The organism is Winogradskya humida (assembly GCF_016862215.1).
Classification (GTDB): Bacteria; Actinomycetota; Actinomycetes; order Mycobacteriales; family Micromonosporaceae; genus Actinoplanes; species Actinoplanes humidus.
The window spans coordinates 1-22,259 of record NZ_BOMN01000158.1 but is presented as its reverse complement, the minus strand read 5'-3'; the positions used below and the strand labels follow the sequence as shown (position 1 = coordinate 22,259).

Annotated in this window: 19 protein-coding genes and 1 pseudogene; 9 read left to right on the top strand and 11 right to left on the bottom strand. The window is 70.5% G+C overall.

All coding sequences use genetic code 11. From position 1 onward, the window contains the following. The coding region (locus Ahu01nite_RS49790) for an SMI1/KNR4 family protein (protein ID WP_203843807.1) at positions 1-632 on the top strand (632 nt) is incomplete at its 5' end. 90 nt (positions 633-722) lie between these two features. Here Ahu01nite_RS49790 and katG read toward each other — a convergent pair. From katG to Ahu01nite_RS49770, 4 genes are all read right to left on the bottom strand, one after another. Then, positions 723-3,053 carry a catalase/peroxidase HPI gene (gene katG / locus Ahu01nite_RS49785; protein ID WP_203843806.1) on the bottom strand — a complete coding sequence of 777 codons (2,331 nt, stop codon included), beginning with the start codon at positions 3,051-3,053 and terminating at the stop codon, positions 723-725. Then, positions 3,050-3,505, bottom strand: coding sequence for a Fur family transcriptional regulator (locus Ahu01nite_RS49780; protein ID WP_203843805.1), 456 nt, complete (start codon positions 3,503-3,505; stop codon positions 3,050-3,052). The genes katG and Ahu01nite_RS49780 overlap by 4 nt, the downstream gene beginning before the upstream one ends. A gap of 61 nt (positions 3,506-3,566) precedes the next feature. After that, complete coding sequence (locus Ahu01nite_RS49775) at positions 3,567-3,866, bottom strand: STAS domain-containing protein (RefSeq protein WP_203843804.1); 300 nt, start codon at positions 3,864-3,866, stop codon at positions 3,567-3,569. Further along, positions 3,863-8,005, bottom strand: coding sequence for a SpoIIE family protein phosphatase (locus tag Ahu01nite_RS49770; protein ID WP_203843803.1), 4,143 nt, complete (start codon positions 8,003-8,005; stop codon positions 3,863-3,865). The genes Ahu01nite_RS49775 and Ahu01nite_RS49770 overlap by 4 nt, the downstream gene beginning before the upstream one ends. Positions 8,006-8,195: 190 nt before the next feature. Here Ahu01nite_RS49770 and Ahu01nite_RS49765 point away from each other — a divergent pair, with 190 nt between their 5' ends. Then, a complete protein-coding gene (locus Ahu01nite_RS49765) occupies positions 8,196-9,125 on the top strand; it encodes an acyl-ACP desaturase (protein WP_203843802.1) in 930 nt (309 codons plus the stop codon). A 23-nt stretch (positions 9,126-9,148) separates the two neighbouring features. Here the strand turns inward: Ahu01nite_RS49765 and Ahu01nite_RS49760 are convergent. Continuing rightward, positions 9,149-10,498, bottom strand: a pseudogene (locus tag Ahu01nite_RS49760) (RNA polymerase sigma factor); the annotation flags it as partial. Further along, positions 10,416-11,111, bottom strand: coding sequence for a TioE family transcriptional regulator (locus tag Ahu01nite_RS49755; RefSeq protein WP_203843801.1), 696 nt, complete (start codon positions 11,109-11,111; stop codon positions 10,416-10,418). The gene Ahu01nite_RS49755 and the pseudogene Ahu01nite_RS49760, both read right to left, overlap by 83 nt. A gap of 76 nt (positions 11,112-11,187) precedes the next feature. Here Ahu01nite_RS49755 and Ahu01nite_RS49750 point away from each other — a divergent pair, with 76 nt between their 5' ends. After that, positions 11,188-12,318, top strand: coding sequence for an erythromycin esterase family protein (locus tag Ahu01nite_RS49750; RefSeq protein WP_239159801.1), 1,131 nt, complete (start codon positions 11,188-11,190; stop codon positions 12,316-12,318). Here Ahu01nite_RS49750 and Ahu01nite_RS49745 read toward each other — a convergent pair. Beyond that, positions 12,305-13,342, bottom strand: a complete 1,038-nt coding sequence (locus tag Ahu01nite_RS49745) for an SDR family oxidoreductase (protein WP_203843800.1) — start codon at positions 13,340-13,342, stop codon at positions 12,305-12,307. The two genes, Ahu01nite_RS49750 and Ahu01nite_RS49745, sit on opposite strands and share 14 nt — an antisense overlap. Before the next feature lie 181 nt (positions 13,343-13,523). Between Ahu01nite_RS49745 and Ahu01nite_RS49740 the strand changes: the two genes are divergently transcribed. Beyond that, positions 13,524-13,940 carry a hypothetical protein gene (locus Ahu01nite_RS49740; RefSeq protein WP_203843799.1) on the top strand — a complete coding sequence of 139 codons (417 nt, stop codon included), beginning with the start codon at positions 13,524-13,526 and terminating at the stop codon, positions 13,938-13,940. Positions 13,941-13,987: 47 nt separating this feature from the next. Here Ahu01nite_RS49740 and Ahu01nite_RS49735 read toward each other — a convergent pair whose 3' ends face one another. Both Ahu01nite_RS49735 and Ahu01nite_RS49730 read right to left on the bottom strand, forming a co-directional pair. Beyond that, positions 13,988-14,374 (bottom strand): PRC-barrel domain-containing protein, encoded by a 387-nt coding sequence (locus Ahu01nite_RS49735; protein WP_203843798.1) that lies wholly within the window; start codon positions 14,372-14,374, stop codon positions 13,988-13,990. Between the two features lie 91 nt (positions 14,375-14,465). Beyond that, positions 14,466-15,212: an alpha/beta hydrolase gene (locus tag Ahu01nite_RS49730; protein WP_203843797.1), complete on the bottom strand. Its 747-nt coding sequence runs from the start codon at positions 15,210-15,212 to the stop codon at positions 14,466-14,468. Between the two features lie 434 nt (positions 15,213-15,646). Between Ahu01nite_RS49730 and Ahu01nite_RS49725 the strand changes: the two genes are divergently transcribed. Further along, positions 15,647-17,011: a DNA polymerase IV gene (locus tag Ahu01nite_RS49725; protein WP_203843796.1), complete on the top strand. Its 1,365-nt coding sequence runs from the start codon at positions 15,647-15,649 to the stop codon at positions 17,009-17,011. A gap of 87 nt (positions 17,012-17,098) precedes the next feature. Here Ahu01nite_RS49725 and purF read toward each other — a convergent pair whose 3' ends face one another. Beyond that, positions 17,099-18,583, bottom strand: coding sequence for an amidophosphoribosyltransferase (purF, locus tag Ahu01nite_RS49720; protein WP_239159800.1), 1,485 nt, complete (start codon positions 18,581-18,583; stop codon positions 17,099-17,101). A gap of 89 nt (positions 18,584-18,672) precedes the next feature. On the opposite strand from purF, the gene Ahu01nite_RS49715 reads away from it, so the two are divergent. The 4 genes from Ahu01nite_RS49715 (at position 18,673) to Ahu01nite_RS49700 (ending at position 21,665) form a co-directional block, all read left to right on the top strand. Continuing rightward, entirely contained in the window at positions 18,673-19,260 is a 588-nt protein-coding gene (locus Ahu01nite_RS49715; protein ID WP_203843795.1) for a DUF6518 family protein, read from the top strand. A 97-nt stretch (positions 19,261-19,357) separates the two neighbouring features. After that, positions 19,358-20,338: an alpha/beta hydrolase gene (locus Ahu01nite_RS49710; RefSeq protein ID WP_203843794.1), complete on the top strand. Its 981-nt coding sequence runs from the start codon at positions 19,358-19,360 to the stop codon at positions 20,336-20,338. Positions 20,339-20,347: 9 nt separating this feature from the next. Further along, on the top strand, positions 20,348-21,310 hold the full coding sequence (locus Ahu01nite_RS49705) for a helix-turn-helix domain-containing protein (protein ID WP_203843793.1): 963 nt from the start codon (positions 20,348-20,350) through the stop codon (positions 21,308-21,310). A 4-nt stretch (positions 21,311-21,314) separates the two neighbouring features. Next, entirely contained in the window at positions 21,315-21,665 is a 351-nt protein-coding gene (locus tag Ahu01nite_RS49700; protein WP_203843792.1) for a hypothetical protein, read from the top strand. Here Ahu01nite_RS49700 and Ahu01nite_RS49695 read toward each other — a convergent pair. Further along, on the bottom strand, positions 21,656-22,093 hold the full coding sequence (locus Ahu01nite_RS49695; RefSeq protein ID WP_203843791.1) for a hypothetical protein: 438 nt from the start codon (positions 22,091-22,093) through the stop codon (positions 21,656-21,658). The two genes, Ahu01nite_RS49700 and Ahu01nite_RS49695, sit on opposite strands and share 10 nt — an antisense overlap. Positions 22,094-22,259: the final 166 nt, after the last annotated feature.

The window sequence follows — 22,259 nt, the reverse complement described above, 5'->3', positions numbered from 1 at the left end:
TATGTTCGAACAGCATCGCAAGCCGACGCGCCGGGCGAGGCTATGATCGCGAAATCAACGACGGGATGCGCATGGCAGCGACCTCATGGCAACGTCTCACCGAAGCATTCCCGCCGCCGCGCGCACCGCTCCCCGCCGTCGACTGGCCCGCGGTCGAGAGGTCGCTGGGGCGGCAGCTACCGGCCGACTACAAGCGTTTCGTGCAGACATACGGATACGCCAGGTTCGCCGATTTCCTGTCGGTCTTCCTGCCTGCCTCGCCATATGACTATGTCGAGTTGCGCACGCAGTGGCAGATCGCCGCGGACAAGATCGAATTCTGGCTGGAGTGGGACGAGGTCGGCACGCCCGAGCTGCCAGTCGATCCGCACCTGTTGCTTCCGGTGGCCGGGACCGACAACGGGAACACCGTCTACTGGGTGGCTCGGCCACCGGATGACCCGGACGCGTGGACGCTCGCCGTCGATGAGGCGCGCAGCGACGGATGGCATCTCTTCGGCGCGGGAATCGTGGACTTCCTGGTGGCGACATTCATCGACCACGAACCGATCAGCGTCTTTCCGACCCTGACCGGACAAACCCTGGCCGGAGAAGCCCTGACCGGACAAGCCCTGACCGAGGAAGGCCCGTGACCGAGGAAGGCCCATGGACCGAGGAAGTCTGACCGGGAAAGAAACAGCCCGGCCGATCAAGAGTGATCGGCCGGGCTGGACGGGGTCGGATCAGGCGAGGTCGAAGCGGTCGAGCTCCATGACCTTCACCCACGCGGCGACGAAGTCGGTGACGAACTTGTCGCGGGCATCGTTGCTGGCGTAGACCTCGGCGAGGGCGCGCAGCTGGGAGTTGGAGCCGAAGATGAGGTCGACCGCGGTGGCGGTCCACTTGACCTCGTCGGTGCTGAGGTCGCGGATCTCGTAGACGTGCTCGTCAGACTGCGACGCCTTCCAGCGGGTGCCGGGGGAGAGCAGGTTGGCGAAGAAGTCGTTGGTGAGTACGCCCGGCTTGTCGGTGAGGACGCCGTGGGTGGCGCCGTCGACGTTGGTGCCGAGGGTGCGCAGGCCGCCGATGAGGACGGTCATCTCGGGGGCGGTGAGGTTGAGCATGTACGCCCGGTCGAGCAGCAGCGTCTCCGGCTGGGTCTTCTCGCCGTCGCGCAGGTAGTTGCGGAAGCCGTCGGCGCGGGGCTCGAGGACGCGGAACGACTCGACGTCGGTCTGCTCCTGGGTGGCGTCGGTGCGGCCCGCGTGGAACGGGACGGTGACCTTGACGCCGGCGTCCTGCGCGGCCTTCTCGACGGCGGCGGAACCGGCCAGCACGATGAGGTCGGCGAGGGAGATCTTGGCGCCGCCGGCGGCGTTGAACTCCTGCTGGATGCCCTCGAGGGTGCCGAGGACCGTGGCGAGCTGCTCGGGCTGGTTGACGGCCCAGCTGCGCTGCGGCTCGAGGCGGATGCGGGCACCGTTGGCGCCGCCGCGCTTGTCGGTGGAGCGGAAGCTGGCCGCCGAGGCCCAGGCGGTGGAGACCAGCTGGGCGGTGGTGAGGCCGGAGTCGAGGACCGTGGCCTTGAGTGCGGTGACGTCGGCGTCGCTCACGAGATCGTGGTCGACGGCCGGCACCGGATCCTGCCAGAGCTGCGGCTCGGCGACCCAGGGGCCGAGGAAGCGGCTGACCGGGCCCATGTCGCGGTGCAGGAGCTTGTACCAGGCCTTGGCGAAGGCGAGCGCGAACGCGTCGGGGTGCTCCAGGAAGCGGCGCGAGATCTTCTCGTACGCCGGGTCGAAGCGCAGCGACAGGTCGGTGGTGAGCATCGTCGGCAGGTGCTTCTTCGACGCGTCGTACGCGTCCGGGATGATCGCCTCGGCGTCCTTGGCGACCCACTGCTTGGCGCCACCGGGGCTGGTGGAGAGCTCCCACTCGTACCCGAAGAGGATCTCGAAGAAGCGGTTGCTCCACTGCGTCGGCTTGTCGGTCCAGGTGACCTCGAGACCGCTCGTGATCGTGTCGGCACCCTTGCCGCTGCCGTGGGTGCTCAGCCAGCCGAGACCCTGCGTCTCCAGGTCGGCGCCTTCGGGCTCCGGGCCCACATGGCCGTCGGCGTTGCCCGCGCCGTGGGTCTTGCCGAAGGTGTGGCCGCCGGCGATCAGCGCGACGGTCTCCTCGTCGTTCATCGCCATCCGGGCGAAGGTCTCCCGGATGAAGTGGGCCGCTGCCCGGAAGTCACCGCTGCCGCGGGGGCCTTCGGGGTTGACGTAGATGAGGCCCATCTCGGTCGCGCCGACGTCTTCCGCCATCTTGTCGTCCGAGACGTACCGCTCGTCGCCGAGCCAGGTGTCCTCGGGGCCCCAGATGATCTCCTCGGGCTCCCAGACGTCCTGCCGGCCGAAGCCGAAGCCGAAGGTCTTGAAGCCCATGGACTCCAGCGCGACGTTGCCACCGAGCACGAGCAGGTCGGCCCACGAGATCTGCTGGCCGTACTTCGCCTTGACCGGCCACAACAGGCGGCGGGCCTTGTCGAGGTTGGCGTTGTCGGGCCAGCTGTTCAGCGGGGCGAACCGCTGGCCACCGTCGCCGGCGCCACCGCGGCCGTCCTGGATGCGGTACGTGCCCGCGGCGTGCCAGCTCATCCGGATCATCAGGCCGCCGTAGTGGCCGAAGTCGGCGGGCCACCACTCCTGCGAGCTGGTGAGAACCTCGGTGATGTCGCGCTTGAGGGCCTCGACGTCGAGCTTGGCGAACGCCGCGGCGTAGCTGAAGTCCGCGCCGAGCGGGTTGCCCTTCGACGAGTGGGCGTGCAGCACGGAGAGGTCGAGCTGGTTGGGCCACCAGTCGCGGTTGGTGTGCGGGCGCCCGCCGGTCTTCGGCGTCGGCGAGTCGATCGCCGGGTTCTCGCTCTCGCTGCCGTGCGCGGTCACGGAGTTGCCGTCCGCGGGCGCGGAACTGCCCTGCGCGGACGCGGAGTTGCTGTCCGCGGTCAGGGAGCTGTGGTCGACCGGGCAGCCGCCGGCGGCCCCGCCTTGCGCGCTGGCGGGCCCGTTCTCCTGGGTGTCGCTCATCTGTTTCCTTCCGGCCTTGCGGATTGCTGGACGATGTTTCCGGTCGCGCAACCGGGGCACGTGCCCCAGTAGACGACCTCCGCCTCGTCGATCACAAAACCCTGATCGTTCGAGGCGGTGAGGCAGGGGGCGTGGCCGGCGGCGCACTCGACATCGGCGATCGCACCGCAGGAACGGCACACGACGTGGTGGTGGTTGTCTCCCACCCGGGACTCGTAGCGGGCGGTCGCACCGGTGGGCTGGATGCGTCGCACCAGGCCGGTATCGGTGAGGGCCCGTAGTACGTCATACACCGCCTGATGGGAGATCGCCGGGTGTTCGGCGCGGACCAGTGCGATCGTCGTGTCGGTGTCGATGTGCGGGTGGTCGCGCAGCGCGGTGAGCACTGCCAGCCGGGGCCGGGTCACGCGCAACGAGACGGCTCGCAGCTGCGCCTCGAAGTCGGACGTCACGCCAAGAACATATTCGCTTTTCTGGAATAGTTCAAGTTTACCCAGCGATGCGACTGAGAGTTCATCCCGCGACGGTGGTCAGGTCGGAAAGGCCGACGACGGTGAGTACGGGAGCCAGCAGCGGCGTCACGATCAGCCGTACATGGTCGACGTGCGGGAACAGCGCGGACAGGCCCGCACTGTCGAGGTACTCCACCGCGGTGAGGTCCACGACCATCGTGCCGTTCCGGTCCTGCTCGTACGCCTCGTTCAGAGCCGCGGCGAACGCGGCCGCGTTGCTCATGTCGATCTCCCCGCGCGCGGCGAGCACGACGGCGCCGTCCGGGTGCCGGCCGGTGGTGAACGTCAGGTCGGTGCTCATCGGGAGATCCTCGCTTGCAGGCCGACGATGGTGCCGGCGGCGCCGGTCGTGATGGTCACTTCGCTCATCAGCGCTCTCATCAGGGTCAGTCCGCGTCCCCGGTGGGGGTTGGCGGCGGGCTGGGGGGTCTTCCAGTCGCCGCTGTCGGTGATCGTGAGGTGCAGATCATCGGCGGTGGCGGCTGCCTGCAGGAGGATGCGACCGGCCCGGGCGTGACGGTGGCCGTGCTCGATCGCGTTGGCGCACGCCTCCCCGGCGGCGACGAGGACGTTCTGGGCGGTGATGGTGTCGACGCCGCAGCGTTCGAGCCAGCCCCGCAATGCTGTGCGTACGGGTGCCAGCCGCGTGGCCTCCGCCGCGAACTCGAGCTCCAAGGGGCCGGGCTGGCGATAGAGCAGCAGCGCGACGTCGTCGTCGTAGCCATCGGCCGGGGCCATGGTGTCCATCAGATCGGTGGCGAGGTCCTCGAGCGGGGCCGCACGCCCGTCCTGCACGGCGGCGGCGGCGCGGTCGATGCCGGTGGTGAGCGGCTGGCGGCGGCGTTCGACCAGCCCGTCGGTGTAGAGCAGCAGGGTGGCCCGGGCCGGGACGGTGTAGAGCGCCTCGGGCCGTTCCGCGCTCGACCGGACCCCGAGCGGCCGGGACCGCCCCTGGTCGAGCAGGTCGGCGTTGCCGTCGGAGTGGGTGACGACCGCGGGCGGGTGCCCGGCGCTGGAGTACTTCAGCTCGCCGGTGGCCGGGTCGAGGATCCCGCAGAAGACGGTGGCGCACATCGCACCGGGCAGCTGGGCGGCGAACCGGTCGAGCGCCGTCAGCGTCTGCGCGGGGTCGATGTTCTGCAGCAGCAGGGCCCGGCAGGCGCTGCGCAGCTGGCCCATGACGGTGGCCGCTTCCAGCCCGTGGCCGACGCAGTCGCCGACGACGATGCCGATGTGCCCGTCGGGCAGGGTGACGGTGTCGTACCAGTCGCCGCCGACCTTCAGCGGGCGGGTGGCGGGGGAGTAGCGCACGGCGAAGCCGGCGGGGAGCTCGGCCGGGCCGAGGATGGCGCGTTGCAGGGCCAGCGCGGTCTCGCGTTGCTGGTCGATCTGGTGCACGCGGTGCAGGCCCTGGCCGATGTGCCCGGCGAGCAGCGCGAGCAGGGTCTGGTCCTGCTCGGTGAACGGGCGTTGCTCGGCCAGGTCCACCCAGAGGACCATCGTGCCGTCCGGGTGCTCCAGGGCGATGCCCGCTCCGGCCATCCGGTCGGGCACCGGGACGAGCATCGGCTGCTCCCGCACGGCGGTGACCGCCTCACGGCGTACCTCGGGAAGGGTTGTCCAGGTCTGGTCCGGCCCGGTGGCCGTCACCACGGGGGTGGGGGAGCCGTCGAAGACCACCGCGCACGCATCGGTGGCCCGCCAGAGGTCCTTGAGTACGGGCAGCACGCTCTGCAGCGCGCCGGTGAGGCTGTCCGCCTGGGAGAGCAGGACGCTGACGGCGGCGAGGGCGCTCTCCCGCTGGACGGCGTAGTGCTCGGCGGTGACGTCGCGGAACGTGCCGACGATGACGTGCCGGCCGCTGTCCGGATCCATGACCTGGTTGAACGCGGCGGCGACCCACAACCGGTGCCCGTCGCTGTGGTTCACCGGGATCGTGTACGTGCCCCGGGTGTCCTCGAGCAGCGTCGCGAACGAGTCCTCGACCTGCTGGAATCCCTCCGGGTCGGCGTCCCGGTCGGGCCACCAGGGGTGCACGGCGGCGTACGGCAGGCCTTCCGGGCCGTACCCGAGGATGTCGGTGAACGTGGAGTTGATCTCGATGACGGCGCCGTCCGCGTCGCAGACGAAGAACGCCTCCTGCAGCGAGTCGATCAGGGCGGTGCGCCAGCGGGTGTGGTGGTTGCGCAGGCGGGCGAGTTCAACATTGGCGCGTACGCGGGCCAGCAGCTCGGCCGACGAGAACGGCTTGACGAGGTAGTCGTCGGCACCGGCCTCGAGGCCCTCGATGGACGCCTCCTGCCCGGCGCGTGCGGAGAGCAGCAGCACGGGTGTGCTCGCTGTGCGGGTGTCCCCGCGCAGGGCGGCCACGAGCTGCAGCCCGTCGAGCCGGGGCATCATGACGTCGCTGACGATCAGGTCGGGGTTGCGGGCCCGGGCGGCGTCCAGGGCGTCCTGCCCGTCCGCGACGGCGACCACGCGGTGCCCGGCCGAGCGCAGCAGCCTGGTCAGGTAGTCCCGCATGTCCGCGTTGTCATCGGCGACCAGCACGTCGGCGGGTTTGTGCCCGGCCCGGGCGTCGTCGGCGGCCTGCTGCGCCTGCGGGTCGTCGTCTTCGGCCCCGGCTCCGGCCGGGAGCCAGCGCATGGCCTCCTGGACGTACGGGTCGGCGGTGGCGGAGACGGCGGCCATGCTCCCGGCCGGGCTCAGCGCGTCGGCCGGCAGGTGGGCGCTGCCGAACGGCAGCCGGATGACGAACGCGGTGCCCAGGCCGTCGGTGCTGTCGGCGGTGATGGTGCCGCCGTGCATCTCGACGAGCTCCTTGACCAGCGCGAGCCCGATGCCGCTGCCCTCGTTGGAGCGCGAGCGGGCGTTCTCGATGCGGTGGAAACGCTCGAACAGCCGCGGCATCTCGCTTTCCGGCACGCCGATGCCGGTGTCGGTCACGGTGACGACGGCCTGGCCGGCGAGGGACTGTACGGCGACGCGCACACTCCCGGTGAAGGTGAACTTGAGCGCGTTGCTGAGCAGGTTGAGGATCACCTTCTCCCACATGCCGCGGTCGAGGTACACCGGCTGGGGCAGCGGCGGGCAGTCGACCTCGAAGCCCAGGCCGGCGCGTTCGACGGCGGAGCGGAAGACGCTGGCGAGCTCGGCGGTGGCCTCGGACAGGTCCACCGGCTCGTAGCGGGCCTGCATGCGGCCGGCCTCGATGCGGGAGAAGTCGAGCAGGGCGTTGACGAGTTTGCCCAGCCGCAGCCCGTTGCGGTGGATGACGTCGAGTTCCTCGCGCACGCGCGGATCGGCCTCGCCCGACCGGGCGCGCAGGTCCTCCAGCGGCCCCATGATCAGGGTCAGCGGGGTACGGAACTCGTGGCTGATGTTGGAGAAGAACGTCGTCTTGGCGCGGTCCAGCTCGGAGAGCTCCTCCGCGCGACGCTGCTGGGCCTCGTAGCTGCGTGCGCTCGCTACCCCCGCCGCGAGGTGCCCGGCGGTCAGCTCGACGAAGCCGCGGTACCCGCTGTCGAGCGCGCGGTAGCGGTTGAGCGCGGCGACCAGGAAGCCGTACGGTGCGGCGCCCTGCCGCAGCAACGGCACCAGCAACGCCTGCGTCGGCGGCTCCTCCCAATCACCGGTCGGCAAATGATCAAGAGAAGGGTCCAGCTCGACCAGCACCGCCTCGCCCCGGGTCGCGGCCGCCAGCGGCCACACCGGCGAGTCGCCCGCGACCAGCACCGCCGGGGCCGCCGGGTGCCCGGTCGTGATCCCGGTCGACGCCGCCAGCCGGGCGTTCGGGCCGTCGAACAGGTACGTCAGGGTGAACGGCAGGTCACGCAGGTTGTGGGCCAGCTGGGCACCGGCGGCGGCGAGCATCTGCTGTTCCGTGCGGATCGAGCTCGGATCGGACCCGAGGTCACGCAGCGTGGTCATCCGCCGCTCACCGATCACCCGATCGGTCTCCTCGCTGACTACGCACAGCATGCCGATCGGGGAGCCGTCATCGTTGCGTAACGGGCTGTAGGAGAACGTGTGGTAGCTCTCCTCGGTGTACCCCGACCGCTCCAGGAACAGCAGCAGGGCCTCGTCCCAGGTGGCCTCGCCGGTCGACAGCACCGTCTCGATGCGCGGACCGATGTCGCCCCAGATCTCCGCCCACACCTCGCTCGCCGGCCGGCCCAGCGCCCACGGGTACTTGTCGCCCAGCGTGTCGCGCCGGTAGGCGGCGTTGCAGAAGAACGTCAGCTCCGGGCCCCAGGCCATCCACATGGGGAAACGCGACGACAGCAGGATGTCGACGGCGGTGCGCAGACTCTGCGGCCAGCTCTGCGGCGCACCCAGCGGGGTCGACTCCCACGCCACGGCGGCGAGGTCGCGGCCGACCCCGCCGTCACCGGCGAACACTTCATCACCGGGCGGCGTCCCCCGCTCAGCACTGCCCATGACCCGGTTCTCCCTGTCCATCCCTGTCGCGGCGCATCATCCGGTGCGCAGGAGCGAGGCACATCAGCGGCTCGTAGGATACGCAGCGAACAACAGAAAGTCCTCCGGACTCCTTCTACCGGGTTCGGCAGAGGGTTCCCGGCGTTGCGCGATCCGGAATCTCGCCGGGGGACCACAGGGAGGAAGTCGCATGTCCATGGATCAGAAGGCGCTGCTCATCGAGCTGGAGCCGGTGGTGGAGACCAACCTGAACCGGCATCTGTCGCTGGCCAAGGAGTGGTTCCCCCACGAGTACGTGCCGTGGAGCGACGGGCGCACCTTCGACGGGCTGCTCGGCGGCGAGCCGTGGCGCGACGACGACTCGACGCTGCCCGAGGTCGCCCGGACCGCCCTGATCGTGAACCTGCTCACCGAGGACAACCTGCCGTCGTACCACCATGAGATCGCGACGCTGTTCGGCCGGGACGGCGCCTGGGGGACCTGGGTGCACCGGTGGACGGCCGAGGAGGGCCGGCACGGCATCGCGATCCGCGACTACCTGACGGTGAGCCGGGCCGTGGACCCGGTCGCGCTGGAGCGGGCCCGGATGTCACACATGGAAGCCGGGTACGCCAACGCGCACGACGACGAGATCCTGCAGTCGGTCGCGTACGTCGCGTTCCAGGAGCTGGCCACCCGGATCTCCCACCGCAACACGGGTACGGCCACGAATGACCCGATCGCCAATCAGCTGCTGGCCCGCGTCGCCGCGGACGAGAACCTGCACATGGTCTTCTACCGGGACCTGCTCGCGGCAGCGTTCGAACTGGCGCCGGACCAGGCCATGCGTGCCGTGACGGACGTGGTCGCCAACTTCGAGATGCCCGGCGCCAACATCGAGGGCTTCGGCCGCAAGGCGCTCTCGATCGCGCTGGCCGGTATCTACGACCTGCGCCAGCACCACGACGACGTGCTCGCGCCCGTGCTGCGCCAGTGGAACGTCTGGGACCGCACGAACCTCGGCCCCGAGGGTGAGAAGGCCCGCGAGGAGCTGGCCACGCAGATGCGTGACCTCAACACCCAGGCCACCCGCTTCGACGAGAAGCGCGAAGCACGCCGGCTCCGGCGTGAGGCCAAGTAAGCGTCAGGAGAGCCAAGTAAGCGTCAGGAGAGGTAGTCGCGGAGGAGCTGCGAGCGCGCCGGGTGCCGCAGCTTCGACATCGTCTTCGACTCGATCTGCCGGATGCGTTCCCGGGTGACGCCGTAGACCTGGCCGATCTCGTCGAGCGTCCAGGCCTTGCCGTCCTTGAAGCCGTAACGCAGGCGCACCACGCCGGCCTCGCGCTCGGTGAGCGTCGCGAGCACGGACTCGAGCTGGTCCTGCAGCAGCGTGAAGCTCACCGCTTCGAGCGCGACGACGGCCTCGCTATCCTCGATGAAGTCACCGAAGAGGGCGTCGCCGTCGGTGCCGACACCCTGGTCGAGAGAGATGGGCTCCCGGGCGTACTGCTGGACCTCCAGCACCTTGTCCGGGGTGATGTCCATCTCCTTGGCGAGCTCCTCCGGGGTGGGCTCGCGGCCCAGGCTCTGCAGCAGCTCACGCTGTATGCGGCCGAGCTTGTTGATGACCTCCACCATGTGCACCGGGATGCGGATGGTGCGGGCCTGGTCGGCCATGGCCCGGCTGATGGCCTGGCGGATCCACCAGGTGGCGTACGTGGAGAACTTGAAGCCCTTGGTGTAGTCGAACTTCTCGACCGCGCGGATGAGGCCCAGGTTGCCCTCCTGGATGAGGTCCAGGAACGCCATGCCGCGGCCGGTGTAACGCTTGGCCAGCGACACGACGAGGCGCAGGTTGGCCTCGAGCAGGTGGTGACGTGCGCGTTCGCCGTCCCGGGTGACCCACATCAGGTCGCGGGTGCGCTCGCGGTCGAAGCTGCCGTCGGCCTCGCGCAGCAGCTCGGTGGCGTAGAGGCCCGCCTCGATGCGTTTCGCGAGGGTGACCTCCTCGTCGGCGCTGAGCAGCGCGACCCGGCCGATCTGGCGCAGATAGGCCCGCACGGTGTCGGTGGAGGCCGTGGTCTGCGCCTCCGCACGGGCCTGGGCCAGCGCTACCGACTCCTGCTCGTCCCAGGCGAACCCGTCCTCGGCCTCGACGGCGGCGTCCTCGGCCGGAGCGGCGGTGGCGGGATCGGCCTTGGCGGGATCGGCCTTTGCCCGGGTCTTCGTCGCGGCGGCCTTGGTCTTCGTCGCGGTGGCCTTCGCGGCGCTGGTCTTGGTGGAGGTGGTGGTTGCTGGCATGTGCGCTACTCCCGAGATGGTCTCGTGGGCGTCGCGAGCGGATCCGCCCGCGGAGAGGCCATCTGGCTTTCGCCTACATGACGTTGAGCTTCCCCTATTGTAGCTGCTCGGCTCAGGACCGCATGGTAGGTCATCCGGGGCCCGCTGCGAGGAGAGCGTCCAGCGCCGCCGCCCCGGTGAGCATGGCACGGCTTCTCGCGGTGAGGCGGGCGTGCCAGTCGTGCAGCATGGCGGCCAGCGGTGCGACGCCGCCCGCCGAGCGGACCTGGGCGATCACCGGGGCGATCCGGTCCAGCGGGTAGCCACCGCGCCTGAGCTGATGGGCGAGCAGCGCGTCGCGTACATCTGCCGCGGTGTAGATCCGATAGCCGGTCCGCGGGTCGCGCTGTGGCTGGACCAGGCCGGCATGCTCCCACTTGCGCAGCGTGGCCGGGCGGATGCCGAGACGTCTCGCCAGCGTGCCGACGAACATGTCGCAGGCCGGCTGCGGGGCGGGCTCGAGGTCACGCAGCGCTGCCTCGACCGCCAGCAGGGTGTGACGGTCGTCGAGTAACTGGGCGTGACTCTCGTCGATGAGCCGTAACGCGTCCCCGATGGCGTCCCGGTTGACCGCCTGCATGATCACCGCGGCGCGCTGGTGGCCGTGCCCGGGGATCAGCGCGAGGAACGCGTGCAGGGCCTGCTCGTGCCGCGGTGTGTAGGTGCGGTAGCCGTGCTCGGTGCGCCCGGCCGCCGGGAGGATGCCGTCCGCCTCGTAGTTGCGTACCGCCTGGGTGGACAGCCCGTGCCGTCGCGCCAGATCAATCGGCCTGAGTTGACCTGCCATTTGAAGGTTTACCCCCGCCATGCAGGCAAAGTCGCCAGAAAGTTTAAATGGAGAGTTCAACGATAGCGTTTAAGGCATGACAGCTGGCAACAAAGATTCCGTCATGGCCCTGCTCGGAGCCCGGCCGCGCCTGCTGGCCGTGGGCGAGCCCACCCACGGCTCGGAGGTTCTGCTCACGGCGCGCAACGAGCTCTTCCGCGACCTCGTCGAGCAGGAGGAGTACCGGACGATCGCCCTGGAGAGCGACTGCCTGATGGGCCTGATCGTCGACGACTACGTCACCTCCGGCACGGGCACCCTCGACGAGGTGATGGCCCGGGGCTTCAGTCACGAGTGGGGCGCGTACGCGGGCAACCGCGCCCTCGTGTCCTGGATGCGCGACCACAACGAGGCCCGGCCCGCGTCCGGCCGGGTGCGCTTCGCCGGGTTCGACGGGCCGCTGGAGATCACGGCCGCGGCAAGCCCCCGCCAGGCATTGACCGCCCTGCACACCTACCTCGCGGGCCGGGTCGACGCCGCCCTGCTGCCCTGCACGGCGGAGACGCTCGCCGGCCTGCTCGGTGCCGACGACGGGTGGACCAACCCTGCGGCGATACGCGACCCGGCGCAGTCTGCGGGGCGCACACCGCAGGCCCGTGAGCTGCGGATCCTCGCCGACGACCTGGTGGCCCTGCTCGACATGCAGGCACCGCACCTGATCGCGGCGTCAACGCCGGACGAGTGGGAGCGGGCGCGCCTGCACGCCCGGACCGCCGCCGGCCTGCTGCGCTATCACTTCGCGATGGCCGACCCGTCCCCGGGCCGCATCGCTCGGATCTGCGCCCTGCGGGACCTGATGATGGCCGGCAACCTGCGCGCCCTCGCCGAGCGCGGCCCCACGCTGGTCTACGCCCACAACAGTCACCTGCAGCGCGACAGGAGCAGCATGAACATGGGCGGGCAGCGGATCGAGTGGTGGAGCGCCGGCGCCCTGGCCGGCGACGACTACGCGTTCCTGGCCACCGCTATCGGCACCCTGCGCGACCACGGCGTGGAAGCCCCACCCTCGGACACCGTGGAAGGGATGCTGGACCGGGCTGTCGTGGACCCTCGCGACTTCGCCGGTGGCAAACCCGTACCCCGCGTCTCCCCCTGGTACGGCTACGCCCCGCTGGACCCGGCCGGCCTGTCGCGCGTCGACGGGATCCTCTACGTCAGGGACGCTTGACCAGTCCCTTGGCGATGAGGCTCGTCGCGGTGGCGAGCACGGCCTCCTCGCTGGTGCGTGGTCGCAGGCCCAGCACCCGGCGGGCCTTGTCGTTCGAGATCTTCTTGGCGAAACCGAGATCGGGGACGAACGCGCGGAACTCCTGGACGAAGATCGCGGCGGCCCGCACGAACACGTCGGGGATGGAGCGGGTCGGCACGTTACTGGCGGCGTCGCCGAGGTTGTCCCGCAGGATCGCGCCGATCTGCCGCAGCGGGATCGGCGCTCCGCTCGAGACCAGGAAGCGCTGACCGGCGGCGCCCGGCGTGGTCATGGCGAGCAGGTGCGCGGCGGCGACGTCGCGGACGTCGACGATCGGGATGTAGAGGTCTGGGTAGCCGGGCATCTCCCGGTCGAGGCTGCGCTGGACGATGTGGTTCGCCCCGGAGATCTCCCTGCCCATGACCGGGCCCATCACCGCGACGGGCAGGATCGTGGCGAGCTCCGGGGCGTCACTCTCGGTGGTGACGAAATCCCAGGCGGCACGCTCAGCGAGGGTCTTGCTCCTGCCGTACGCATCCACGCCCGGCCCCTGTAGCACGGTCCAGTCGTCCTCGGTGAACGTGTGGCCGGAGCGGGGATGCCCGTACCCGACGGCGTGGAAGGCCGACGTGAGCACGACCCGTCTCACACCGGCGTCGCGGGCGGCGCGCAGGACACGCAGGGTGCCGTTGCGGGCGGGGGCGATGACGTCGTCCTCGTTCCTCACGTTCTGCAGGTGCACCGGGGACGCCACGTGCAGGACGAAGTCACACCCGGCGACCGCCTCGGCCCAGCCGGCGTCGCTCATCAGGTCGGCGGCCACGAAACTCAGCGCGGCACCGTTGACCATGCCGGCGTCGGTGAGCACCGACCGTACGGTGGCTTCGCGGTCGAGGGAGCGCACGGTCGTGCGTACCAGATAGCCCTGCTCGAGAAGTTGAAGGATGCAGTGACCGGCGATGAAGCCGGAACCGCCGGTCACCAGAACGCGCTGTGGGGTCATGCGGTTGACGATCCCGCTGGTCACGCCGCCGAACCAGCGCCCCCGCGAGCCAGGGGCCCGTCAGGACCCCCGGACCTCCGCGTGGGAGTGGCATAGACGTTTGTCCCGCCTTACTAGAGTGCGCGTTGCGTCACTCGGCACCCCAAAATATGGGAAAGCCGGTAAACGGGGAGGATCACTCATGATCAGACATCGAACCGCCCTCGGTCTCGCCGCGGGCGGTGCGGCCCTCGCGGCGATCTTCGTGGCTCCGGCGGCCGCCTCGGCGGACACGGTGCAGTCGCCCATCGGCACGGTCACCGCGGAGCAGTACCTCGGCGTCTACTGCGACGACCTCGGCGCGCACGTGCGGGTCACGGTTGCGGGTGGCCTGCCCGGCACGTCGTACGCCGCGACCGGCATCGGCGTCTTCTCCGGCACGAGCACCTTCGTCACGGACGGCACCGGTGCGGGCTTCACGGACCTGCACAACGTCTGGGTCCACCCCGAGGGCGGCGTGACCGACGGCGTGGGCGTCACCCAGGTGACCGTCGGCGCGGGCAGCACCGTCATCACGGTGCCGGCCGCGATCAACTGCCCGGGCCAGAAGGGCGGCTGACGCGGGAAGCCGGCACCCTCCACGGGTGCCGGCTCCTCATCGACGGCTCAGTGGCGGCTGCCCGGCTGCTCCTCGGTCATCACGTGCTTGCGCAGGCGGGCACGCGTGGCACCCGGAGCGAGAGCGGGGGAGCCGTAGTACTCGTAGAGCTCCTTCTCCTCGGCGAACGTCAGGGCGCTGTCCGCGTCGATCCGCGGGGCGTCCTTGACGGTGGCCTTGTCCACCGGGACGGTGAGGCGGTCGCCGTCCACGCTGGCGCGCTGCAGCGGCACGAACGTCTCCTTCGTGCCGAACAGGCCGGTCCTGACGGTCACCCATTCCGGGTCTCCGGTGCGGGCGTCCAGGAAGACCTGCCCGACGGAGCCGATCTTGTCGCCGTCGAAGTCGTACACGGTCGCGTCGCTGAGCTGGAAGATGTCGTTCTGGGTCAGCACGGCAATTCCTTTCCGGGGGCGGGGAAAGTGCTGCGGCAGATCTGCCCGTGAGAAAAGGGTCCAAACTACGCGATCAGGCGATTGCCGGTCATCACTGCGGCAGGTAGCGCGCGGCGAAGACCAGGCCATAGGGCAGGCAGATCCGCGCGGTACGCCAGGAGTGGCCGTCGCCCACGTCGTGGCGCGCGACGGGTTCGCCGCGTGCGGTCAACTGGGCCTGCAGCGCGTCGATGCCGTCCCGCTCGGCGCGTGACGTCTCCTCGCCGGTACAGAGGAAGACCGGGTCAGGCCCGGGCAGCGTGATCGCGGGCAGATAGCTGCTGGGGGAGACCGCGGCGAACCGCTGCGGGCCGAGGCGTTCCCGCCAGTCGCCGCCCGGGTCGCCGAACGGCAGGATCGAGATGATCGGCCTGTACGTGTCGCGGTGGCGCAGCCCCTGGTCGAGCGCGCAGAACCCACCGGCGGACATGCCCGCGAGGAGACGCGCCGCCGGCTCCGGATCGGTGTCGTAGTGACCGTCGACCCACGGTACGAGCCGGGTGCGCAGGTACGTCTCCACCTGCCTCCCGCCGGCCGGGTCGTCCAGGCACTCGGTGTCGTGCAGGCCGCCGCCGTTGAGGTCCGGCGCCACCGCGATCATCGGCGGGACGAGCCGGCGGGTGATCAGAACGTCGAGGGCCCGGGCGGCGTTCCCGGCGGCGAACCAGTCGGCCGCGCGCCCGGGTGTGCCGTGGAAGAGGTACACGACCGGGTACCGCGGGCCCGAGCCGCCCCGGTAGCCGGGTGGCAGGTAGACATACGTGGCCGCCCCGGGTATGCCCAGGTCGGGTGCGCCCACCCGGACCTCGGTGATCCCCTCGGCCTCGGCCGGCCTCGGCGATCCGGCCGGCGCGTTCCCCGGCGACGATCTCCCGCAGGACGGCGAAGTTGAGGCCCAGCCTGCCGCACCCCGAGCCGCAAACCCCGCGCGAGCAGCAACAACGCCACCGAGACCGGGATCAGCACGGTCTGCGCGCCCAGCGGAACCCCGAGCGGGAGCACGTCCAGCAGCGGATCGAGCCGCCCTCGCAACGGCGGCGCGAGCGCCGAGAGAATGCCCGCGACGGCCAGCACCACCACGGCTCCGGATGCCACCCGGCGCGTACGGTCCCGGCGCATCCGGCCGGCGAGATTCGACGCCCTCACCCCTGGAGCCTCGGGCGCATCTGTGGGACGGGGGCTTTCGGTCGTGGGGATATCATTTCCGCGGGACCGGAAGCGGGGGTGCGGGGGTTGAGGCGCGAGCCGAGCATCCTGCACGTCGACCTGGATGCGATGTTCGCGGCGGTCGAGCAGCGGGACAAGGTGTCGTTGCGGGGCAGGCCGGTCATCGTCGGGGGAGTGGCGGGCCGGGGTGTCGTCGCGACCGCTTCGTACGAGGCCCGCGCCTACGGTGCCCGGTCCGCGATGCCGACCTCGGAGGCGCGGCGCCGCTGCCCGTCGGGGACCGCGTTCCTCGCTCCCCGGTTCGCTGCCTACCGCAGGACCAGCCAGGTGTTCATGGGGGTGCTCGCGGAGCTGTCACCGATGGTCGAGCAGGTGTCGATCGATGAGGCGTACGTCGACCTCGCCGCCGGCGGCGACCATGACCTGTCACCGGAGGCCGTGACCGCGATCGCCCGCAAGCTGAAGGCCGACGTGGCGGCGGCGACCGGCGGGGTCACCGCATCGGTCGGAGTGGCGTCGTCGAAGCTCGTCGCGAAGATCGGCTCGGAGCTCAACAAGCCGGACGGGCTCACGGTCGTGCCGGCCGGCGACGAGCGGACGGTGCTGAGCCCGATGCCGGTCGGATCCCTGCCCGGAGTCGGGCCGGCGGCGCAGGAACGGCTGCGGCGCGCCGGGGTCCAGACGATCGGTCACCTGGCCGCTGTCGAGCTCGGTGACCTGCTCGAATGGTTCGGTCAGGCGCACGGCGCCGGGCTCTACCGGCTGGCACGCGCCGACGACGACCGCCGCGTGGTCACCGACCGGGAGACAAAATCCGTGTCCGCCGAGGAGACGTTCGACGTCGACCTCACCGACCGCGCCCGGCTGCACCACGAGCTCGACCTGCTCGCCCGGCGCGTCGGCGAACGGCTGCGCGCCGCCGGCCTCTCCGGGCGAACGGTGACGGTCAAGATCCGGCACTACGACTTCACGACGATCACCCGGTCACTCACCCGGGACCAGCCCACCGACGATCCGCAGCTGGTGGCCGATTACGCCCGGCGGCTGCTGTCCGAGGTCAACACGTCCGCGGGGATCCGGTTGCTCGGCGTGGGGGTGTCGACGCTCACGGCGTACGCACAGGATGATCTTTTCAGTTCGCTCGTGGTTCCTGACGACGTCGTCGAAGAGCCTGGTCCGGAAGCTTCGGACACGCCGGCATCGGCATCGGCGCTGGCACCGTCACCCTCGGCTGAGCTCGCGACGGCCACGTGGCGGCCGGGGCAGGATGTGCGGCATGACGAGTACGGCGCGGGCTGGGTGTGGGGCAGCGGGCTGGGGCGGGTAACGGTCCGTTTCGAGGGGCCGCTCACCCCGCCCGGCCCGGTCCGGACGTTCGCCGTCGACGACACGGCCCTGCACGCCGCCGACCCGCCGGACTGGACCTCCTAGCCCGCCGGGCTGGGCCTCCTAGCCCGCCGGGCTGGGACCTCTTAACCCGCCGGGCTGGGACCCTTTAACCCGCCGGGCCGGGGACCCTTAGACGACCAAGCCGGGGACCGGGACGGGGTAGTCGCCCGTCATGCACGCGGTGCAGAAACCGCCCGGCTCGGGGGAGATCGCGGTGAGCATCTCGTCGAGTTCGAGGTAGGCGAGCGAGTCCGCGCCGAGGTGCTCGCGGATCTGCTCGACGCTCATGGTGGCGGCGACGAGCTTGCTGCGGTCGGAGGTGTCCAGGCCGTAGAAGCAGGACCACCGGTACGGCGCGGACAGCACCCGCAGGTGGATCTCCGCGGCGCCGGCGTCACGCAGGAGCTTCATCGTGGAGCGCAGCGTGGTCGCCCGCACGATGGAGTCCTCGACGACGACGAGCTTCTTGCCCGCGACGTTGTCCTCGATCGCGTTGAACTTGATCCGGACGGCGTTCTCACGCAGCTGCTGGTTCGGCGCGATGAACGTCCGGCCGATGTAGCGGTTCTTGATGAGGCCGTCGCCGTACTCGATGCCGGACTCCGCGGCGTAACCCTGCGCGCCCGGGATCGACGAGTCCGGGATCGGCATGACCATGTCGGCGTCGACCGGTGACTGCCGCGCCAGCGCGCGCCCCATCCGGCGGCGTGCCGCGTGCACCCCGACACCGGCGAGCTTGCCGTCCGGGCGGGCGATGTAGACGAACTCGAACGAGCACAGCGCCTTACGCGCCGGCTCCGCGAACTGGATGCTGTGCACCCCGTCGTCGTCGATCACAACCATTTCACCCGGGTCGATCTCCCGGACGACCTTCGCACTGACGACGTCGAGCGCCGGCGTCTCCGAGGCGAGCACCCAGCCACCGGTCTCGCACCGGCCCAGGAACAACGGCCGGAACCCGTTCGGGTCGCGCGCACCGATCAGCCGGGTCTCGTCCATGACGACGAACGAATACGCCCCCTGCAACCGCGGCAACACACTGGTCAGCGCCGCGATCAGGTCACCGTTGCCCGGCTTCTCGGCGACGCCGGCGTCGTGGCCGGTGCTGCCGATGTCGCCGGCGGCGGCTTTGTTGGCCGCGGTTTTGCCGGCTGCGGTGGCGATGGCGTCGGCCAGTAGCGCGTCGGCGACCAGGGCGGCCACGACATCGCTGTCACTGTCGGCGTCAGCGTCGGGGTGACCGACAGCGAGCTCGATGGTGTTGACGAGGTTGCCGTTGTGACCGAGCGCGAAGAACACGTCACCGGCGTGCCGGGCGACGGGCTGGGCGTTGCGCCAGGCGCTGGCACCGGTGGTGGCGTATCGGGTGTGACCGATCGCCAGCGTGCCGGGCAGGGCCTGCAGCCGATGCTCGTCGAAGATCGTCGCGACCAGGCCCATGTCCTTGTCGATCATGATCTTGTCGCCGTCACTGACCGCGATGCCGGCCGATTCCTGGCCGCGATGCTGCAGCGCGAACAGGCCTAGATAGGTGAGGTGAGCTGCCGGTTGCTGGGGGTCGCGAACTCCGAAGACGCCACAGGCTTCTTTCGGGCCATCGCTGCCATCTGCCACTGATCCGACTATACGGACGGTAGCCGCCCCCGGCGAGCCACGAGCCGCCCACGTCCGGGTGGGATCCGCCACCCCTAAGATTTCTCATCATGCGCAGCCCCCGGCCACCCGTCCGACGCACACTGACAATGCTCGGGGCAGCGCTCGCCTTCGGCATGCTCGCCGCCCTGATCAAGGGCCACCACCACGGCGTACGCGACACCATCGGCAACCTGAGCACCCCCTGGCTCCTGGTAGCCCTGCTATCCGGCCTTCACACACCGTCACTGCGCCGAGGAGCAGTCCTCGGCCTCGCCGCCACGGTCACGGCCCTGCTCGGCTTCTACCTGGTCGTCGCGGTCATCACCGACGAGCAACTGGTCGGCCTCCGCGACCACCTGGCCCACGTCCTGAGCGCGAACCGCCGCTGGCTGTTCTCGGGCCTGCTCAGCGGCCCACTGCTCGGCGCCTTCGGAGCCTGGTTGCGAGGCCGGTTCGCCGATCCGACCAAGGCCGCCGCCGTGGTCACGGGCCTGCTGCTGATCGCCGAGCCACTCGTCATCGTCGGCGCGCCTGTCGTACCCGGCTCACAACAGATCATCACCTGGACCCTCACCCCGGTCCCGTACCTCATCGAAGCCGCCCTGGGTGTCCTGGTCCTGACTCTCGCCCTCCGCCGCCCGCCAATTGGCGGGTAGTTCCCGCCGTGTGGCGCTCGATCGGGCCACCCCGACCCGCCATGCTGATGACGCCGATCACACGCCGGTGATCGCGCGTTAACAGTGGAGGCGACCCATGACCACCACCCAGGCCCCACCGCCCCCGTTCGACCCGGAGCTCGCTGCGGCCCTGAACGCCGTCGCCGACCAGATGCCCTCCTCCGTGACCCCGGAGCTGATTCCCCTCATGCGCCAGGGCGGCGGCGCGCTCGCCCAGCTCGCCGACGTGGACCTGACCCGTGACGGCAGGTTCACGATCGAGGACCGCACCGTCCCCGGCCCCGACGGCGCCCCGGACATCTCCCTGCTGATCTGCCGCCCCACCCAGGCGACCGGAACGCTGGGCTGCGTCTACCACACCCACGGCGGCGGCATGATCGTCGGCGACAACCGCTCCGGCATCGGCGAGATGCTCGACTGGGCGGAACGCTTCGGCCTGGTCGTCGTCTCGGTGGAATATCGCCTGGCCCCGGAAACCCCACACCCCGGCCCGGTCGAGGACTCGTACGCGGGCCTCGTCTGGACCGCCGCTCACGCCGCCGACCTGGGCTACGACCCGGACCGCCTGATCGTGGCGGGCGCCAGCGCAGGCGGCGGCCTGGCAGCGGCCCTCGCCCTGCTGTCCCGCGACCGCGGCGGCCCCGCCCTGCTCGGCCAGATGCTGATCTACCCGATGCTCGACGACCGCAACAACACCCCCTCCGCGATCCAGATGGCAGGCTTGGGCGTCTGGGACCGGACCTCGAACCAGACCGGCTGGGGCGCGCTGCTCGGCGACGCGGCAGGAGGCCCGGACGTCTCCCAGTACGCCGCCCCCGCCCGCGCTACCGACCTGTCGAACCTCCCCCCGGCCTACATCGACGCCGGCAGCGCCGAAACCTTCCGAGACGAAGACGTCGCGTACGCAAGCCGCATCTGGCAATCCGGCGGCCGTGCCGAGTTGCATGTCTGGCCCGGCGGCTTCCACGGCTTCGACCTCATGGTCCCCACCGCAGCCATCTCCCAGGACGCCCGCGAGGCCCGACTGCACTGGCTCAACCGCCTCTTCAACGCCTAGCCTCTCGTCATGAGAGACCTGGCCGTCCGGCTCGCCGCCCTGGACGAGGACGCAGGCGCCGCGCTCCGGGTGATCGCGTATTTCGACGGCCTGATCGAGGCGGGCGCCGGGCTGCAGAGCATCGTGCGCGGCGCCGCGGTGCTGGCCGACTGCCCGGCCCGCCTCGACGACGAAGCCCGCCGGGTCCACATCCGCGTCCTGCCCGACGGCGTCTCGTCACCCGCTCCGCAAGCTTTCGACGCGGCCTGGCCCCATCTGGCCGCGGGCAGCGTGACGGTACGGCTGGAACGCACCGGCCCACCCGGCCCCGTCGACGCGATGGTGCTGGAACGGGCAGTCTCCGCCGCGCGTACGGTCCTCGACCGCACCCGGGGCCGTGCGCCGGCGGCAGACTCGACAGCCCTGGTCGAGCTGCTCATCGACGCTTCGGGACCGGCCGACGCCCGGCTGCTCGCGGCCCGGCACCTCGGCCTGCCCGCGGAAACCACGGCGTACGTGCTGGTCCGGCCCGAAGGTGTATTCATCAATGGGGACGAGCCCACATCCGGGAGGGCAGGAATCGGCCCCACGGTGCCGGTGCTGGACCTCCCGGCCTCACACGTCGCCGCGAGGACGGCGCTGCGCTTCACGGCCGCGGGCACCGAGGAAGACCCAGGCCCGCAGGTGGTGAGCTACGCGGAGCTGGGCGCACTCGCCGCCCTGGCAACGGTCCCCGACCCAGGCGCCGTGCCCGACGTGCAGGCCTTGGACCACGCCGCGGCCGCAGCACCGTGGCTGTTGCAGACCCTCCACGCGGTCACCACAACCACCAGCCTGAGAGCAGCAGCCACAACCCTGCGCGTCCACCACTCGACGCTGCAAGACCGAGTAGTCCAGGCCGAGCACCTACTGTCCTGGAGCGTCCGCGAACCCCACGGCCGCCTACGCGTACAGCTCGCCCTTGCCCTCCGCCGCCTCCACCGCAACCCCTGACGGCATGACACACACTGACCCGTACCTCGTGGTGACAGAGCCGGCTTTCAAGGCGCGGTTCCTCCTCGACCCCGCGGCGGACACCGAGGAAACTGTGGCCAACATCGACGTCATCGTCGACCTGACCGACGGCTCCTCCTGGTCGCTGACGATCATCACCGTCGACGAGGTTCGCCGGCTGCTCGAGAGGTGGCGCAAGACGGGCGAGACCGCGCACGGCGCCTACTTCTGGGCGTCCGATCAACTGATCGTCCCGGCTCCGGGCATCAGCGCGATGACGAGCGCCATCCGCGAACTGGTCCGCAGCGGCGACATCGCCGTTGCGGGCAGCCCGGTCGAGATCGGTCAGGTGTAGGGCCGCAGCTCCGGCGGAACCCAACCGGGTACGTCCCATCGCCCGATCGCGACGGAATAGCGGAAGTATCCCTGCTCGATACCCTGGGCCCACCCGTTGACGACGTCAGCGACGCTCGGGGCGAGCGTGTCAAACACAGCGTCCGGCACTTTGGACCAGACATGCACCGGGACGCTGCCATCCGGGGCCGCCGCCCGAAGGTCAGCGAAGAGAACGGCGCCGTCGAACGCGACAATCGGCAGCCACCACGGTGCCCACTGCCCTTCCCAGTCCCGCAAATCGTCAGGAAACTCAGGCGGGTCGTTCCAGGCCAGGCGCCGGGCGCGCTCATCGAGGCTTTCCCGTGCTGCAGGAAGCGGCCGTGAGGCGAGCGCATGCGAGATGAGCGCCGGCAGGGTTGCTGCCATTGCCGGGGCGAAGTACGGCATGGGCGGGCCTCGCGAAGAAGACGCGCAGGGTTTCCTCTGTTACGCAGGAGTGCCTGCCTGCGTCCGGCATGTATGCGTAGAGCCACCACGTCGCCCATGTCGTGTCCATTTCCGCCGGACTCGCCACCGATCGTGGACGTTGGTTGAGTGCTGTCACGTGCGCACG

Excerpts from the sequence above, each read along its gene's own strand:
- Ahu01nite_RS49755 (WP_203843801.1), bottom strand. The coding sequence starts at position 11,111 with ATGGCAGGTCAACTCAGGCCGATTGATCTGGCGCGACGGCACGGGCTG.
- Ahu01nite_RS49745 (WP_203843800.1), bottom strand. The coding sequence starts at position 13,342 with ATGACCCCACAGCGCGTTCTGGTGACCGGCGGTTCCGGCTTCATCGCC.
- Ahu01nite_RS49695 (WP_203843791.1), bottom strand. The coding sequence starts at position 22,093 with ATGCCGTACTTCGCCCCGGCAATGGCAGCAACCCTGCCGGCGCTCATC.
- Ahu01nite_RS49710 (WP_203843794.1), top strand. The coding sequence starts at position 19,358 with ATGACCACCACCCAGGCCCCACCGCCCCCGTTCGACCCGGAGCTCGCT.
- Ahu01nite_RS49775 (WP_203843804.1), bottom strand. The coding sequence starts at position 3,866 with ATGAGCACCGACCTGACGTTCACCACCGGCCGGCACCCGGACGGCGCC.
- katG (WP_203843806.1), bottom strand. The coding sequence starts at position 3,053 with ATGAGCGACACCCAGGAGAACGGGCCCGCCAGCGCGCAAGGCGGGGCC.
- Ahu01nite_RS49770 (WP_203843803.1), bottom strand. The coding sequence starts at position 8,005 with ATGGGCAGTGCTGAGCGGGGGACGCCGCCCGGTGATGAAGTGTTCGCC.
- Ahu01nite_RS49765 (WP_203843802.1), top strand. The coding sequence starts at position 8,196 with ATGTCCATGGATCAGAAGGCGCTGCTCATCGAGCTGGAGCCGGTGGTG.
- Ahu01nite_RS49750 (WP_239159801.1), top strand. The coding sequence starts at position 11,188 with ATGACAGCTGGCAACAAAGATTCCGTCATGGCCCTGCTCGGAGCCCGG.
- Ahu01nite_RS49740 (WP_203843799.1), top strand. The coding sequence starts at position 13,524 with ATGATCAGACATCGAACCGCCCTCGGTCTCGCCGCGGGCGGTGCGGCC.
- Ahu01nite_RS49715 (WP_203843795.1), top strand. The coding sequence starts at position 18,673 with ATGCGCAGCCCCCGGCCACCCGTCCGACGCACACTGACAATGCTCGGG.
- Ahu01nite_RS49700 (WP_203843792.1), top strand. The coding sequence starts at position 21,315 with ATGACACACACTGACCCGTACCTCGTGGTGACAGAGCCGGCTTTCAAG.
- Ahu01nite_RS49705 (WP_203843793.1), top strand. The coding sequence starts at position 20,348 with ATGAGAGACCTGGCCGTCCGGCTCGCCGCCCTGGACGAGGACGCAGGC.